This is a genomic window from Ruegeria sp. BI11 (assembly GCF_056538005.1).
Map to the genome: position 1 here is coordinate 241,423 of NZ_JBQFSM010000001.1, position 16,281 is coordinate 257,703.

A 16,281-nucleotide genomic window follows, 5' to 3' on the forward strand; every position below is an offset into this window, starting at 1 on the left:
GCGGGCCATCAGAAAAGGCCCGCCCGCTATCACTCTCATCACAAAAAATTTGCGGGGACTAAAGAGATGTCTGGTGCGAAATCCGGCCAAGGCGGGCTGGTCGACCATATCGAAGAAACCCTGATCGCGTTGCTGCTGGGCCTGATGACGGCCGTTACCTTTGCCAATGTGATCGCTCGTTTCGTTTTCAATTCCAACATTCTGTGGGCGCTTGAGCTGACAGTGTTCACCTTTGGCTGGCTGGTACTGCTGGGTGCGTCTTATGCGGTGAAAAAGCACGCGCATCTTGGTGTGGACGCCATCCTTAACATGTTAGCCCCGGCGCCGCGCCGCGTTCTGGCGTTGATTGCAGTGGGATGCTGTCTAGTGTTTTCGCTGCTGATGCTTAAAGGCGCATATGACTATTGGGCCGTATTCGCTGATCTGCCTCCCACATCGGGCCGTTGGTTCCCGACGGGTTTCAACTTCGACGCCCGCAGTCAAAGCTTTTACGAAGTCGACGACATCCCCATGGTCGCGCCACTGCGGTTTCTGGAAGCGATGATCAACTACGACGAGGCCTATGAAAAGTTGCCAAAGGTAGTTCCGTATTTCGTCCTCCCCCTGTCGATGCTGTTGCTGGTGATCCGTTTTACGCAGGCCGCCATTCAAATCTGGCGTGGTGAGGCAGACCGCATTGTCGCCAGCCATGAGGTTGAGGACGAGATCGAAGAAGTGCGCGCTCAGCAAGGAGAGCATGACTGATGGACGTTGTATTCCTTTTCTCGATGGTCATCGGACTGCTGCTGATTGGGGTTCCGATTGCGGTGGCTCTGGGCCTCAGCTCGACCCTGTTCCTGCTGATGTATTCCGATAGCTCGTTGGCCTCGGTGGCAGGTACCCTATTCGAGGCATTTGAAGGGCATTTCACCCTTCTGGCAATTCCGTTCTTTATCCTCGCATCCTCCTTCATGACGACGGGTGGTGTGGCGCGGCGGATCATTCGGTTCTCGATCGCCTGCGTGGGCCATCTTCCGGGTGGTCTGGCGATTGCAGGTGTTTTCGCCTGTATGTTGTTTGCGGCGCTGTCCGGGTCGTCTCCGGCGACAGTTGTAGCCATCGGCTCAATTGTGATCGCTGGGATGCGCCAAGTGGGCTATTCCAAGGAATTCGCCGCTGGTGTGATCTGTAATGCTGGAACCCTGGGTATTCTGATCCCACCATCGATCGTGATGGTTGTCTATGCGGCAGCCGTTGAGGTTTCGGTCGGGCGGATGTTCCTTGCCGGTGTCATTCCGGGCCTGATGGCCGGGTTGATGCTAATGATCACCATCTACGTCATGGCCAAGGTCAAGAACCTGCCGAAAGGTGACTGGAAAGGGTGGGGCGAGGTCTTTACCTCGGCACGTGAAGCCGGTTGGGGCCTGTTCCTGATCGTCATCATCCTGGGCGGTATCTATGGCGGGATTTTCACTCCGACCGAAGCCGCCGCTGTGGCTGCTGTCTATGCGTTCCTGATTGCTAGCTTTGTCTACAAGGATATGGGACCGCTTAGCACCGAAGAGGGTCAGGCGAACCTGCCTCTGATCAAGAAACCCTATGCTCTGATCACCGCATTCTTCCATCCGGACACCAAACACACCTTGTTTGAGGCCGGAAAGCTGACCGTCACTCTGTTGTTCGTCATCGCCAACGCGCTGATCCTGAAGCACGTGCTGACGGACGAGCAGGTGCCACAGCATATCGCCAGCGCAATGCTGTCAGCAGGTCTGGGGCCGGTGACCTTCTTGATCGTTGTCAACGTAATCCTGTTGATCGGTGGTCAGTTCATGGAGCCCTCGGGCCTGCTGGTCATTGTCGCACCTCTGGTCTTTCCGATTGCGATTGAGCTGGGCATCGACCCGATCCATTTGGGTATCATCATGGTGGTGAACATGGAGATCGGGATGATCACACCTCCGGTCGGGTTGAACCTGTTCGTGACATCGGGCGTGGCGGGCATGCCGATGATGGGTGTGGTGAAGGCCGCGCTGCCGTTCCTGGCCGTGCTCTTCGTCTTCCTGATCATGGTGACGTATATCCCCTGGATATCGACCTTTCTGCCCAATACCTTCATGGGGCCGGAAATCATAACGAACTAGCGAAGATAACCCTTCGCTCAGGCCGGGCAGCACGATCTGCCCGGCCTTTTTCGTTGTGAGACACTTGAAGTTGCAGCTCGCCTTCCCAAATTTGTAACAGAGGACGACCTCCCCAGAACGGGTGATCATTCGGGACGACCCGAAAAGTTTTGAGGTGTCCTTATGTCCTGGATTTATCTGTTGTTCGCTGGCCTGCTTGAAATCGTGTGGGCCGTTGCGATGAAGCAATCTGCCGGTTTCACGCGGCTATGGCCGACGGCTATCATGGGGGTTTCTATGATTGGGTCGTTCGGCTTGCTGGCCATGGCGATGCGTACGTTGCCTTTGGGCACGGCCTACGTCATCTGGACCGGCATCGGCGCAGTAGGGGCGTTTCTGGTGGGAATCATGCTGTTAGGCGAAACAGTAAACGCCGCGCGTATCATCGCGGCGGTTCTGATCGTGACGGGCCTGGTGACGATGAAACTGGCCTGAGCTGTAGCTCAGGCCTTTTGCAGCGCATCGATAATGCCCGAGAAATCCTGCGCTTTCAGGCTGGCACCCCCGACCAGCGCGCCATCCACGTTTGACACGGCAAAGATATCGGCAGCATTAGACGGTTTGACCGAACCACCATACAAAAGTCGGACTGAGCGACCAACAACTTCGCCGAACCGCCGCTCCAGCCGGTTGCGGATGAAGTCATGGACCTCTCCGATTTCGTCCAGTGTGGGTACTTTGCCGGTGCCGATAGCCCAGATCGGTTCATAGGCGACGATCAGATTCTCGCCGGTCGACTGATCCGGGATCGAACCCGACAACTGGCCGCCGATGATGTCCAGCGTATTGGCCGCCTCGCGCTGCTCCAGACTTTCGCCGACGCAAATGATGGCCTTCAACCCGGCATCCATGGCCACGCGGGCTTTGGCGCGGACGGTTTCGTTTTGCTCACCGTGATCTTCACGACGCTCGGAATGGCCCAGAATGACCGAGTTGGCTCCGGCATCGACCAGCATGTCAGCGCTGATATCACCCGTATGTGCGCCTGATGTGGCAGTGTGGCAGTCCTGTCCGCCAACGGAGATACCTGCGCCACGCATAGTTTCGGCCGCACGGTTCAGCAGCGTAGCGGGCGGGCAAATCAGAATGTCGACCGAAGGCGAAGGGAAGGCGCTGGCCAGAGCGCCCAGCTCACTCAGCGCTGCCGAGGTTCCGTTCATCTTCCAATTCCCAGCCGCCAGCTTGCGCCGCATAATCCGATCTCCTTGAAATTCGCAAATTCTGCAACCGGATAGCACCACCAGCGCGGGCTGACAATTGCGGTTGCAGCGCAGTTAACAAATCGGCAATGCCCGCCGTGTTTCAGGGAAGGGCAGCCGCAGCTTCGCGGGTCTTACGACTGGGAAGACAGGCTTTCGTCGAACTTAATCGATTCGCCACAACCGCAGGCATCAACGACGTTGGGATTGCGGAACTTGAACCCGGATTCCAGCAGCGAGACTTCATAATCGATCTCGGTCCCAAACAGGAACATCTGTGCCATCGGGGCAATCATGATCCGCGCACCGTCCTGCTCCACAACTTCGTCATTCGTGTCAGGCTGATCGACGTAGTCCATCGTGTATTCCATACCGGCGCAGCCACCTTTTTTGATGCCGATGCGCAGGCCTGCATGGCCGCCTGTTTCCATCAGGCGGGCAATCTGCTCTGCCGCTTTAGGCGTCATGGTCACGGCTTGTTTGCCGGGTATGCCGAACATAGTGATCTCCGTTGTCGCGCGCAGCTTTTAATCTAGTGCCGACAGGGCGATGGCTCAAGACATAGCAGTCATTCTTACCTAACATTTCAGGCATTTCCGGATTGTGCTTGCCTTTTAAAACAAGCTGACCTTAGCTGATCAAAGATAATTTCCGGCAGATTGATATAGGGCGAAACAAAATGTATAAGATGAAATTCACTTGCAAAAGCATGGCTTTAGCGTCAGCTGTTGCGGTTTCTCCGATAATTTCAGGCGTAGCGTTAGCGGAGACAGAGCAAAAAAGACACCCCGTCAACTGTTCCACTGCCGAAGGCGACTTGCGCGCGATCGCGGCCGAAAAAAAGTATGCGCAGGATCAGCAGGTGGAAAGCGTTATATCCATTTTGCCTGCTGGCGCGCTTTTGGGATTGGTGACTGGCACAGAAAACAAAAGATTGTCTATGTTGTCAGGGGATTATGTAAAAGCTCTAGATGAACGCGCGGCGGAAATAAAATCCAAATGCGGTGTAGAATAAGCAGTGCACTAACGTAAAAAGACCGCTCTCGGGCAAGAGCGGTCTTTCATTAAAGTCGTAAGGCCGGGTCTTTATTGGGGGGGCACAAGCGTGCGACCGGCCTTGGCTTATTAGGATGCAAGTACAAGGAAACCTTTGCCGATTTCGGTAACGGTTTTCCAACGTGCCGATGACAGAGATATAAAGCTTTTACGACAAGGGGTTAATTGCCTGGCTTACATGAAGCCAAGTTCAAGCCGCGCCTCGTCCGACATCATCTCCATGCCCCAGGGGGGCTCCCAGGTAAGCTCGACGTCCACCTCTTTGATACCTGCGACGGGTTCGACGGCTTCTACAATCCAGCCGGGCATTTCGCCGGCGACTGGACAACCCGGTGCGGTCAGAGTCATGATGACTTTCACCGCGTTTTCCTGATTGATGTCGATCGTATAGATCAGGCCAAGGTCGTAGATATTCACTGGAATTTCAGGGTCAAAGACCGTGCGGCAGGCTTCCACCACGGAGTCATACAGGGGGTGCTCAACGCTCGAAGGTGCAATCAGCGGTGTGCCTTCTAATTGTTCGCTCGGATGAGTCATTCGTGCCTCGGGTCTGTTACCTGAGCAATTATATAGGGAAAGCCATGGCCAGCGTCCAGAGGTGCAATGACGCCCCGTGTGGGGCGCCAGATAGTTTTAGTCGTTAATGTCGTGCCGGAAGGTTTTCACCTGACCATGAGGCAGGGAATACACACGTCGCAAAACCAGCCACGCAATCAGGGACAACGCTGCGAAAATCAGCAGAAGGACCGGTAGCGAGGGAGTGACTCCGGGGATGATCAGCAAAAGCCCGGTGACCGCGGCCCCGATCGCAAAGCCCAGAAAGATAAAGCCAGGCAGGACGATCTCAAGTATACCTAGGGCCAGCGCTCCGGCCAGCCAGAGCCACCAGGTCAGCCAGAAGGGGTCGGCCATTATTTTCCTCCTCTCAGCATCTTAAAGGCGTCGCCAAAAGCCTCCAGTGCGTTGGCGGGCACAACGATGGTTTGCGAACCGTTGCCATTGCCCAGGGCGTTCAGAGACTCGACCTGTTTCAGGGCAACCTGATATTGCGCGGCTTCGATGCCGTTATCCTGAATGGCCTTGGCGACAACGCCGGTTGCATAGGCTTCGGCTTCGGCCTGAATACGGCGCGCCTTGGCGGTTTGCTCGGCAGCGTACAGTTCGGCGTCCGCGTTCAATTCGACCGCACGTTTTTGACCTTCGGCCTCGGTCACCTGCGCTCGGCGGGCCCGTTCAGCGTTCAACTGCTGCAGCATGGCGTCGCGGGTTGCCTGATCTAGGTTCACGTCCAGAATCTCAGCTCGTGTCACTTCGATGCCCCAGTCATCCACGGCCGTTTCGACGCTTTCCTGAATACGGGTGATCAGTTGGGCGCGGTTGGACTGGACCTCGTCCAGATCCATTTTACCGATTTCTGCCCGCACGATACCAGCCACAGTTGTCGCAATCGCGCCGTCTACATCACGGATACGATACACCGTCTTTTCCGGTTCGAGAATGCGGTAAAACACGGACGTGTCGATCTGCACCAGAACGTTGTCCTTGGTGATCGCGTCCTGCGTCGCATTGGGCAGCTGGCGTTCCAGAATGGATATCTTGTGGCGCGCAACATCTAGAAAAGGAACAATAAAGTTAATACCGGGGCCAAGAACCGAATGCAGGCGACCAAACCGTTCGACCACGTATTTCTCGGATTGGGGAACGATTTTGATGCCCTTGAAAATGACGACGATGATCAGGACCGCCGCCAGAACGTAAATGATGTTTGACGTCAGCAAGCCAATAATCTGGTCTTCGGTCATATCTGTCCTCTTTTGTTGTGTACTATGGTATACATGTGGGGATTGAGTCGCCCAATTTCAACTCTGGTATGGGGTGATCGGGTGTGGATGCAAATCTTTGAAGTTGCAGATGTTGGGCAGTAATTCGGGAATGTGACCGCTTTGCATCCCGTCTTGATTGCGGTATCGGGCGCTATGAAACTGATCATCGATACAGATCCCGGCATCGACGATGCCATGGCCATTGCCTATGCCGCCGCTGCGCCCGAGATTGACCTGATCGGCTTGACGACAGTATTCGGCAACACGCATATTCATCAGTCCAGCCGCAATGCACGGTTTTTGCTGCATAAACTGGGGCTGGATGCGCCGGTGGCTGAAGGCGCCGCAAATGCAATGGGGCGGGATCACCACGACCCGTCGGACCATGTACACGGGCCTGAAGGCTTTGGTGATGTGACCGAGATTCCTGAGATCGGGACAAATCACCCCCTGCCTGCAGCCGAGTTTTTAGTGGACATGGCCCGCAAGCATAAGAGCAAGCTGGTGGTTTGCGCGGTAGGTCCCCTGACGAATATAGCCGCTGCGATGCGTTTGGATCCGCAGTTTTCGACCAATATCAAGCGTTTGGTCATCATGGGGGGCGCGGTTTACTGTCACGGAAACGTAACTCAATACGCCGAAGCCAATATCTATCACGATGCCTCAGCGGCGGATGAAGTCTTTGCCAAACCACCGCAGACCGTTTTGGTGGGTTTGGATGTGACGTTGAAAACCCTTTATGAACCGGCGGACTTTGAGGCGCTAGCCCAGCGGTCAACGGACATAGGCGGGTTCCTGCGCGATATCTCTCGCTTCTATTTGAAATTCTACAAAGAGGTTGGCGGGCTTGAGGGTTGTGGGTTGCATGATTCAACCGCTGTGATCGCCTGCACGCACGAACCGATGTTTGACGTGGTCGAAACAGGGTTGCGCGTAGTGACCGAGGGGACTGAGATTGGCGCAACCCGTCCCGATCCTTCGCGGCCTCCAGTCCGGGTGTGTCGAGACGTAGATGGAACAGGGGTCGTGCACCTGTTTACCGAACGTGTCGCCTCGCTGCCCTGATGGGTTGCATTGCCCTGACAGATCGGGCAAATGCTGCCCGGTTCAAAAACCCCGAGGCACCCCATGACCGAGCGTTTTTCATTTGATCTGAAAGCCACCGATGGCAAGGCCAGAACCGGTGCGATCAACACGCCGAGGGGCGAGGTGCGCACCCCGGCATTCATGCCCGTGGGCACCGCGGCGACGGTCAAGGCCATGATGCCGGAAAGTGTACGTGCGACCGGGGCGGATATTCTGCTGGGTAACACCTATCATCTTATGCTGCGCCCCACGGCGGAACGTATTTATCGGCTGGGAGGGTTGCACAGGTTCATGAACTGGGACCGGCCCATCCTGACGGACTCAGGCGGGTTTCAGGTCATGTCACTGGCGGGGCTGCGTAAGCTGACCGAAAAGGGTGTGACGTTCAAATCTCATGTGGACGGATCGAAACACGAACTGACGCCGGAGCGGTCGATGGAAATCCAGCGCTTGCTGGGGTCTGACATTGTCATGTGTTTCGACGAATGTCCGGCCTTGCCCGCCGACCGCGACCGCATCGCCGAGTCGATGCGTCTGTCGATGCGTTGGGCCGAACGTTCGCGTGAGGCATTCGGGGATCGTCCGGGGCACGCGTTGTTCGGCATTATGCAAGGCGGGCTGGAACAAGATTTGCGCGAGGAGAGCGCTGAGGCGCTGAAAGCCATCGGTTTCGAAGGTTACGCGGTCGGTGGTCTGGCCGTGGGTGAGGGGCAGGAGGCCATGTTCGACTGTCTCGACTACGCGCCCGATTTCCTGCCGACCGACAAACCGCGCTATCTGATGGGGGTCGGCAAACCAGACGACATCGTTGGTGCGGTTACGCGCGGTATCGACATGATGGATTGCGTTCTGCCCTCACGCTCGGGGCGCACCGGGCAGGTGTTCACCCGCCATGGCGTTGTGAACATCAAAAACGCCCGTCATGCCGATGATCCGCGACCGCTGGACGAGGCGTGCTCGTGCCCTGCCTGTTCGAACTATTCGCGGGCCTATCTGCATCATGTGTTCCGGTCCAACGAGATGATCTCGGGCATGCTGCTGACCTGGCACAACCTGCATTACTTTCAGGAAATCATGCAGGGCATGCGCGATGCCATCGCTGCCGGAACGTTCCAGGCTTGGCAGGCAGAGTTTCACGCACAGCGGGCGCAGGGCGATATCGAACCGCTGTAATTCCGGCCCCTTGATGACAAAACGCCGTTATTTTGCTAATCTGCTTTCGAATTATTCAAGGTATTTTCTGTTTTGCACTGGGGGTTTTTATGCCTCGTCTATTTGGATTGTTTGTCTTTTCAGCAGCAATTGCGACCGCCACGTCTGCCGATGTCTGGACGTTTGAAACTCCATCGGAAAACATCCAATGTTCGGTCGGGCAAGAGCTGAACGCCGCAGACATCTATTGTACCATTATCGAGCGCCGGGGCGATCCAGCCCTGCCGCGCCCGTCAGATTGCCAATCCGATTGGGGGCATGACTTCTTCATGGCGAATACCGGGCCGGTCGAGATGCTGTGCCGACCGCTCAACCGTCATCGCGATGGGTTCGACCGGGCCGAATACGGAGTAACTGGTAATTTCGGTGGATTTGTTTGCCACTCGTCAAAGAAGGGGTTGGAGTGCAAGAATGAGGACGGGCACGGATTTTTTCTATCTCGTGCCGTTCAAAGGGTGTTCTGACGCTTACATTTTCGGCCCTCTTGGCCAGTTTTGTTAAATTCGGTGGATATGTTCACTGGATGCCTTGCAGTCCGCCAAGGCTCGGGTCATTCTGAATCGCGATACATGGCGGTAAGGTTGAAAAAGGGCGATGAGGCCCCACCTTTATCGTCCAAGACAGGAGATGGCCGAGCGTTGCCTGAACAGGGACCGGAGCCATCTTGCCAACGATAAGGATTGAGCATGCAAGAGCCCCTTAATTCCTCATACCCGGTACTGCCGCTGCGCGATATTGTAGTGTTCCCGCATATGATCGTGCCGCTGTTTGTGGGTCGGGATAAGTCCGTCCGTGCATTGGAAGAAGTGATGCAGGACGATAAGCAGATTTTGCTGTCCAGCCAGATTGATCCGGGCGATGACGATCCGGTTGAAGACGGAATTTACCGTTCTGGTGTTCTGGCCAATGTTCTGCAATTGCTGAAGCTGCCCGATGGCACCGTAAAGGTGCTGGTCGAAGGGCAAGCGCGGGTGCAGATCACCGAATTTCTAGAAAACGAAGAGTTTTTCGAAGCTCGCGCCGAATATCTGACCGAAATCCCGGGCGACGTCACCACGACCGAAGCACTGCTGCGCACCGTTGCGGATGAGTTCGAACGCTACGCCAAGGTTCGCAAGAACATACCCGAAGAAGCTCTTACTGCCGTGGGTGAAACCGCCGAACCCGCCAAGCTGGCCGACCTCGTGTCGGGCCATCTGGGTATCGAGGTTGAGCAAAAACAGGAACTGCTGGAAACTCTTTCCGTCAGCGAGCGGCTTGAGAAAGTCTATGGCCTGATGCAGGGCGAAATGTCGGTTCTGCAGGTCGAGAAAAAGATCAAGACACGCGTAAAATCCCAGATGGAGAAGACGCAGCGCGAATACTATTTGAATGAGCAGATGAAGGCCATTCAGAAGGAACTTGGCGATGGTGAGGACGGCGGTAACGAAGTCGCCGAACTGGAAGCCAAGATCAACGAGACCAAGCTGTCGCAAGAAGCGCGTGAAAAGGCCGAGGGCGAGCTGAAAAAGCTGCGCAATATGAGCCCGATGTCCGCCGAGGCGACCGTCGTGCGTAACTATCTGGATTGGATTCTATCACTGCCGTGGGGCACCAAATCCCGTGTCAAAAAGGATCTGGGCCGCGCGCAGGAAATTCTGGATGACGATCACTATGGCCTTGAAAAGGTCAAGGAGCGGATCGTTGAGTATCTGGCGGTTCAGCAGCGCTCGAAAAAGCTGAAAGGCCCGATCCTGTGCCTTGTTGGCCCTCCAGGTGTGGGTAAGACATCGCTGGGTAAATCCGTTGCCAAAGCCACGGGGCGCGAATTCATTCGCATCTCGCTGGGAGGCGTACGCGACGAATCCGAGATCCGCGGCCACCGTCGGACCTATATCGGTTCGATGCCGGGTAAGATCATCCAGGCGCTGAAGAAGGCGAAGACTACGAATCCTCTCATATTGCTCGACGAGATCGACAAGATGGGGCAGGACTTCCGTGGTGATCCGGCTTCGGCGATGCTCGAGGTGTTGGACCCCGAACAGAACAATACGTTCATGGACCACTACCTTGAGGTCGAATATGACCTGTCCAACGTGATGTTCCTGACCACGTCGAACAGCTACAACATGCCTGGACCTCTGCTGGATCGGATGGAGATCATCCCGCTGGCCGGCTACACCGAAGAGGAAAAGAGCGAGATCGCCAAGCAGCACCTGATTGATAAGCAGGTCAAGAACCATGGTCTGAAGGCTAAGGAATTCGAACTGACCGATGAGGCGCTGCAGAAGATCATTCGCACCTATACTCGCGAGGCTGGTGTGCGGAATCTCGAGCGTGAGATTGCCAAGGTGGCGCGGAAATCGCTGACCAAGATCATCAAGAAAGAGGCGGAAGAAGTTACTGTAACGCCTGAAAATCTTGATGAATTCCTAGGCGTTCCGAAGTTCCGTTACGGTCTGGCCGAGCAGGATGATCAGGTCGGTGTTGTCACTGGTCTGGCCTGGACTTCCGTTGGTGGCGATCTGTTGCATATCGAGGCTCTGAAACTGCCCGGCAAAGGGCGGATGAAGACTACGGGTAAGCTGGGTGATGTGATGAAGGAATCCATCGACGCGGCGTCGTCCTATGTGCGGTCAATTTCTCCTCAGATTGGTGTGAAACCGCCGAAGTTTGACACGTTGGATATTCACGTCCACGTGCCGGATGGTGCAACGCCCAAAGATGGTCCAAGCGCCGGTCTGGCGATGGTGACCTCGATCGTGTCCGTGCTGACCGGCATTCCGGTTCGTAAGGATATCGCCATGACGGGTGAGGTTTCACTGCGTGGTAACGCTATGCCTATCGGTGGTTTGAAAGAGAAACTGCTAGCGGCTCTGCGTGGTGGCATCAAAACCGTTCTGATCCCGGAAGAAAACGAAAAGGATCTGGCGGAAATCCCAGACAACGTGAAAGAAGGGCTGGAAATCATCCCCGTCACGCATGTCTCGGAAGTTTTGAAACACGCGCTAATTAGCGAGCCCGAGCCTGTCGAATGGGATGAGGCCGCAGAAGAAGCCGCAGCGGCGGCCGCCAAAGCGGCCGAAAGCGCCAGCCCGTCGGCCACAGCACATTAAAACAGATTAAAGGCGGGGGTGACCCCGCCTTTTTTACAGCCCTATGACGGGTTTCTTTGGGTCCAGAATCTCTTCTTCATCGATGTATTCCTGGAATTTTTCCTGGGGTAGGGCGGAACGAACCGCCAGCCCAAAGATCACTGCAGAAAACAACACGCAAAGCGCGATGTCCCAGCCAAAGGGTATTTGCTTCAAGGCGCCTTCTCCGAACTGCCCGAGATAAGAGATCAGGCCGACTCCTACCAGATAAGGTAGCAGCCATAACGCTTCGGTCACGTCCATCTCATCCAGCCGGTTGCGGAACCGCGCCAGCAAAAGAGCCATTCCAATGGCAAGAGCGATACCTAAACGCCATACCGTATCCCAACCGCTCCAATACACCACGAGGGTGGCGATGGCGAAGGCCGAAACGGCAACAAGTTTCACTGCAGGGATTCGGATGGATCTGGGGTGATCCGGCATCAAATGGCGCAGGCATACGACGGCAATGGGGCCGACCGCGAATGAAAGCACGATGGCCGCGCCGTTCAGGGCAATGACGGTAGTGAAGGGAACAGTCAGCAGGAACAGGATGCCGATCAGGAAGTTCAGCGCCAACGCCCAAAGGGGAACTCCGAATGATGACAACATCATCAAGCGAGTTGGCAGAAAGCCGTTTTTCGCCAATGCCATAGCGATCCTTGCATTCGATCCAGTCGAGACAAGGCCGTTGCCGAACGGCCCGATGACCGAGCCAATGTTCAGCACGCTAAGAAACCAGACAAACCCGACCGAAATGATGACGCCGTCCAGCGGGCCCTGACCACCGAAACTCAAGCTGGCCCAGCCGTTGGCAAGCATTTTTTGGTCCAGCGCGCCGATAAAAGCGATTTGCAAGCCCACATAGATCAGTGCGCAAAGTACGATGGACAAAATTAGTGCAGCTGGGATTGCGAATTTGGGGTTTCGAACTTCACCGGCCATGTCGACCACGTGACGAAAGCCGATGAAGGAAAAGATCACGCCCCCGGTCGATACTGCGGCCATAATTCCTTGCAGCCCATATGGCGCAAATCCATCCGGTTGGGTGAAGTTCTGGGTGTCGAACCGATTGGCGATCAGCAAGGCGGCCAAAACGATTGGAATCGCGATCTTCGCCCATGTCAACGCCGCGTTCACTTGAGTAAAGAATTTGACACCCAGTGCGTTGACCGCGACGAACAGCAGCATGAAAAACAGGGCGACAGTGATGCCAGCGCCAGTCAGGTCCCCTGTCTCGGCTGTGTGCAGCCATGGAGCGTAGGGTGCCAGGTACTTCAGCATTGCCTCGACCTCGATCGGGGCAGTGGTGTTATAGCCGATCCAGGCCGTCCAACCCATCGCCATCGAAACGATATTGCCGTGGGAAAACTGCGGTACCCGCGCAATGCCCCCTGGAATTGGAAGCATGGCCGAAATTTCAGCGAAAGTAATCGCCAGAATGAACATAGCCACTGCGCCGATGACCCATGAGAAGACAGCGGCTGGCCCAGCATGTTGCACCGCCAGAAGTGGGCCGAACAACCATCCGGACCCAATGATGCCACCGACTGAAATGAAAGTTAGCCCTACGAGGCCGATATCCCGCTTCAATCTGGCCACGTCCTTACTCCATCCCTTATCGCCGCAAAGTCCTGCGGCTGTTCAAATCAGGATACGCAGGCCAGACGATTTATGGCAAGTAACCGTCAGGGAACGGAAAATTGGAAGGAAGCTTTAAAAAGGGAAATGGTGGGTGATAAGAGATTTGAACTCCTGACATCTTCGATGTGAACGAAGCGCTCTACCACTGAGCTAATCACCCGTGAGGATGCCTCTTACAGAGTGAACTGGGGGCTTGCAAGGGTGCTGGAAGTACAAAAGCTTTAAATTTCGGGCAAAAAAAACAGGCAGCAGAATCCTGCTGCCTGGCAATCCTGATCGTGGGCTTACAGGATAAAGTCGTTCGCTGTCAGATCGTGTAGACCGGTCAGTTTGATAAGCATTTCGGGTTCCTTATCCCCATCAGTATCGACATAGACATAGGTTCTGTTGTCGACGGGATTGGCCCTTTGCAATTTGACGAAATACACTTCTCCCTCGTCGGAATCTGTAGCGGAGTTTTCTCCGTTGAAGATGAACGAGTCATCGCCAGCCAGAACAGTGCTGGCATCAATGGCACTCAGATCGATTTTATCTTCGCCGGGTTTGAAATCTCTTATCCAGTCAGCGTGCTGAACTACAGTTGAACTGTCGCTGGTCGAATTGAAGACGAACACGTCAGCGTTTGCGCCGCCCGTCATTGTGTCCAATCCCTGGCCGCCAATTAGGGTATCGTCGCCTCTGCCGCCGTTTAAGAAATCCCAACCATTGCCGCCGATAAGTGTATCATTTCCCGTGGCACCTATCAGCACGTCTCGCCCGAGGTAGCCATCGAGAACGTCATCCCCTCCATTGCCAATGATCGTATTCGCCTGACCATTGCCGCTGATCACGTCGTTCTGTTCAGAACCTTCTACGTTTTCGATTAGACGGATGATATCGACACCGTAACCTGTATCCTGCGCACCGAATTCGAACAGGTCTAAGGTTACTGCGGTCGTGCCGTCATATCTTATCCAGTCAATACCTACACCGCCATGGAAGGTATCGTTGCCATCACCATCTTTGGCATTGAATTTGTCGTCGCCACCGCCGCCATTCAGAATGTCCGCGCCGGCACCGCCACCGATAACGTCTTTGCCAGCACCACCGATTACTGTGTCGTCGCCTGCACCTGCGGCTATAACATCATGACCGCTGCTTCCGCTAAGCGTGTTGTTGTATTCGTTACCTATAAGTATGTCACTGCCAAGACCGCCGATCGCGTTCTCGATAATCACAGTGTTTGCAATAGTGAAACCTCCAGCAACGCCATTGGCCGAGGAAGGCGAGCCGCCTGCGTCATGACCTTCCAAGTCAGCGTCATTGAGGTTGATGACCACTTTTCTTGTCACACCTGCCGCTGAAATAGTGTCTGTACCGGCAGTGTCCCAGATGGCCGACCAGAATGTACCGGCACCGTTAGAACCATTGATTTTATAAACATTGTCACCGGTTCTGTAGGTGGACGTTCCGTAGATTGCTTGCAGAGCTGCAATATCCAGGGCCATCGGTGTGGCAGAATGGCCGAACTTGTAACTCGTGACTGGAACAACTTCTGCGTAGCCCGAATTGTAGGACATAATTGTGTAAACGCCCTGATTCTGCGCATCAGTTCCATAGTCGCCAAATTCTTGGGTCACGCCATCGAAGATCGTTGAACTGCCGCCTGCGTCGTGCGGGTGCGCCAAGCCAAGACCGTGCAGTATTTCATGCAGGATAGTTTCGAATCCTGCACCACCTTTCGACAATGCCGCTTGGCTAAATAAAACGGTGTCGTAGGCGAACCAGCCAAACAAGGTGTCAATACCCTGGTCTTGCAAAACAGGTTGCATACCAGGCACCTGGTGTGCCGCGAGACTTCCCCCAAGATCATCGAGGGTAATGAGACCCCAGGAAATGTTCTCGTAGTAGGGCGTCCCTTGGGGCGCGAGGAAATTAACTTCGACAAATTTAATGGGGATATATCGTTCGATTACGTTTAGGGCGTTACGGAAGGCTTGTTTTTCGTATTCAAGAAAATCGGCGAAACCGTTTACAGAGGAATCTCCGAACGAATATGTAAGAGTTCCAACTGGACCTCCAACACTGGTCCCTAGATTCCAGGAGGACCCCCAAATCAATCCGTCTACATATTCATAACCAGTTGGGCTGGCGCCGGGGTAAGAGTTAGTTGCAACTGACATACTACTATTTCCATTTTTTGCAACACAACCAACTGATCTTCAAAAATCCTGATTACCGATTGTGTTAGGCTTACTAATTATCCCGTTATATGGGACTTATTATCTGCTTGGATACTCCACTTCGAGACTTCCCTGTGCAAGTTCAGCGTCCCACTATATTTTGATTTTGTGTTACTGTGTCGCCTCTGGCACACGCAATGTGGCCGAATGATGGCGCACACGTTGTTAGCAGGATTGGGTCAATTCCCAAAGTTCAGTTCTTTTGGGGATTATGTTAAATATTTTCTGATTCCGTCTGCACGTTACATTTCACACTGGAAACGGTGAAAATAGAAACTTGAGTGGCAGGAACGCTTCTGCAGAAAAGGGAAGCGCCATTCCCAGTGGTCGTCCTGGATTGTGCAATCGCTTCGGAAAGGGGCAATTCCGAAAAAGGAAGCGGACGAAGTCGGCAAACATTTTTTGAGTTCTGCAAAAAAATTTCAAAAGCCCGCTTGACGCTGCCGGGGCGTGGCCATAATACACCCCAACGTTCAGCAACGAACGGGCAGCGGGCGGTTGTAGCTCAGTTGGTTAGAGTACCGGCCTGTCACGCCGGGGGTCGCGGGTTCGAGCCCCGTCAACCGCGCCATCGCTGCCAGCCTTTGATCCGGGTAAATGGATCGCACATAGACCCTAAATGCGCGGTTGTAGCTCAGTTGGTTAGAGTACCGGCCTGTCACGCCGGGGGTCGCGGGTTCGAGCCCCGTCAACCGCGCCATTTTCCTGAAATACCGAAAATACAATCAACCCCTTCCGGGGCACACTTCGGATTGGGGTCATACTGT

15 protein-coding genes and 3 tRNA genes are annotated in these 16,281 nt (G+C 54.8%); 10 read left to right on the forward strand and 8 right to left on the reverse strand.

What is annotated here, in order from left to right:
* Positions 1–66: 66 nt before the first annotated feature.
* The 3 genes from ACR0DT_RS01115 to ACR0DT_RS01125 all read left to right on the forward strand — a co-directional run bounded on the left by ACR0DT_RS01115 (position 67) and on the right by ACR0DT_RS01125 (position 2,594).
* Positions 67–744: a TRAP transporter small permease gene (locus tag ACR0DT_RS01115; RefSeq protein ID WP_480708980.1), complete on the forward strand. Its 678-nt coding sequence runs from the start codon at positions 67–69 to the stop codon at positions 742–744.
* On the forward strand, positions 744–2,120 hold the full coding sequence (locus ACR0DT_RS01120; RefSeq protein ID WP_480708981.1) for a TRAP transporter large permease: 1,377 nt from the start codon (positions 744–746) through the stop codon (positions 2,118–2,120). Before ACR0DT_RS01115 ends, ACR0DT_RS01120 begins: the two co-directional genes overlap by 1 nt.
* A 162-nt stretch (positions 2,121–2,282) precedes the next feature.
* Positions 2,283–2,594, forward strand: coding sequence for a DMT family transporter (locus ACR0DT_RS01125; RefSeq protein ID WP_480708982.1), 312 nt, complete (start codon positions 2,283–2,285; stop codon positions 2,592–2,594).
* An 8-nt stretch (positions 2,595–2,602) separates the two neighbouring features.
* Here ACR0DT_RS01125 and tpiA read toward each other — a convergent pair whose 3' ends face one another.
* Positions 2,603–3,352: a triose-phosphate isomerase gene (tpiA, locus tag ACR0DT_RS01130; protein ID WP_480708983.1), complete on the reverse strand. Its 750-nt coding sequence runs from the start codon at positions 3,350–3,352 to the stop codon at positions 2,603–2,605.
* Between the two features lie 140 nt (positions 3,353–3,492).
* Complete coding sequence (locus ACR0DT_RS01135; RefSeq protein ID WP_480708984.1) at positions 3,493–3,858, reverse strand: HesB/IscA family protein; 366 nt, start codon at positions 3,856–3,858, stop codon at positions 3,493–3,495.
* Between the two features lie 179 nt (positions 3,859–4,037).
* Here ACR0DT_RS01135 and ACR0DT_RS01140 point away from each other — a divergent pair, with 179 nt between their 5' ends.
* Entirely contained in the window at positions 4,038–4,373 is a 336-nt protein-coding gene (locus ACR0DT_RS01140; protein WP_480708985.1) for a hypothetical protein, read from the forward strand.
* A 215-nt stretch (positions 4,374–4,588) separates the two neighbouring features.
* Here the strand turns inward: ACR0DT_RS01140 and ACR0DT_RS01145 are convergent, their stop codons facing one another.
* The 3 genes from ACR0DT_RS01145 to ACR0DT_RS01155 all read right to left on the reverse strand — a co-directional run bounded on the left by ACR0DT_RS01145 (position 4,589) and on the right by ACR0DT_RS01155 (position 6,216).
* Entirely contained in the window at positions 4,589–4,951 is a 363-nt protein-coding gene (locus tag ACR0DT_RS01145; RefSeq protein WP_480708986.1) for an SUF system Fe-S cluster assembly protein, read from the reverse strand.
* Between the two features lie 96 nt (positions 4,952–5,047).
* The gene (locus ACR0DT_RS01150; protein ID WP_480708987.1) at positions 5,048–5,326 is read right to left on the reverse strand and encodes an NfeD family protein; all 279 of its coding nucleotides are present in this window, start codon (positions 5,324–5,326) and stop codon (positions 5,048–5,050) included.
* A complete protein-coding gene (locus ACR0DT_RS01155; RefSeq protein WP_480708988.1) occupies positions 5,326–6,216 on the reverse strand; it encodes an SPFH domain-containing protein in 891 nt (296 codons plus the stop codon). The genes ACR0DT_RS01150 and ACR0DT_RS01155 overlap by 1 nt, the downstream gene beginning before the upstream one ends.
* 174 nt (positions 6,217–6,390) lie before the next feature.
* Here ACR0DT_RS01155 and ACR0DT_RS01160 point away from each other — a divergent pair, with 174 nt between their 5' ends.
* From ACR0DT_RS01160 to lon, 4 genes are all read left to right on the forward strand, one after another.
* A complete protein-coding gene (locus ACR0DT_RS01160; protein ID WP_480708989.1) occupies positions 6,391–7,302 on the forward strand; it encodes a nucleoside hydrolase in 912 nt (303 codons plus the stop codon).
* A 63-nt stretch (positions 7,303–7,365) separates the two neighbouring features.
* Complete coding sequence (gene tgt, locus ACR0DT_RS01165; RefSeq protein ID WP_480708990.1) at positions 7,366–8,496, forward strand: tRNA guanosine(34) transglycosylase Tgt; 1,131 nt, start codon at positions 7,366–7,368, stop codon at positions 8,494–8,496.
* An 89-nt stretch (positions 8,497–8,585) separates the two neighbouring features.
* The gene (locus ACR0DT_RS01170; protein WP_480708991.1) at positions 8,586–8,999 is read left to right on the forward strand and encodes a DUF6636 domain-containing protein; all 414 of its coding nucleotides are present in this window, start codon (positions 8,586–8,588) and stop codon (positions 8,997–8,999) included.
* 222 nt (positions 9,000–9,221) lie between these two features.
* Positions 9,222–11,630 (forward strand): endopeptidase La, encoded by a 2,409-nt coding sequence (gene lon / locus ACR0DT_RS01175; RefSeq protein WP_480708992.1) that lies wholly within the window; start codon positions 9,222–9,224, stop codon positions 11,628–11,630.
* Between the two features lie 33 nt (positions 11,631–11,663).
* Here lon and ACR0DT_RS01180 read toward each other — a convergent pair whose 3' ends face one another.
* From ACR0DT_RS01180 to ACR0DT_RS01190, 3 genes are all read right to left on the reverse strand, one after another.
* A complete protein-coding gene (locus ACR0DT_RS01180) occupies positions 11,664–13,250 on the reverse strand; it encodes an APC family permease (protein ID WP_480708993.1) in 1,587 nt (528 codons plus the stop codon).
* Between the two features lie 127 nt (positions 13,251–13,377).
* A tRNA-Val gene (locus ACR0DT_RS01185) sits at positions 13,378–13,452 on the reverse strand.
* 124 nt (positions 13,453–13,576) lie between these two features.
* Entirely contained in the window at positions 13,577–15,454 is a 1,878-nt protein-coding gene (locus tag ACR0DT_RS01190) for a M10 family metallopeptidase C-terminal domain-containing protein (protein ID WP_480708994.1), read from the reverse strand.
* Between the two features lie 554 nt (positions 15,455–16,008).
* Between ACR0DT_RS01190 and ACR0DT_RS01195 the strand changes: the two genes are divergently transcribed.
* Together ACR0DT_RS01195 and ACR0DT_RS01200 are read left to right on the forward strand one after the other, a co-directional pair.
* A tRNA-Asp gene (locus tag ACR0DT_RS01195) sits at positions 16,009–16,085 on the forward strand.
* A 52-nt stretch (positions 16,086–16,137) separates the two neighbouring features.
* A tRNA-Asp gene (locus ACR0DT_RS01200) sits at positions 16,138–16,214 on the forward strand.
* Positions 16,215–16,281 lie beyond the last annotated feature (67 nt).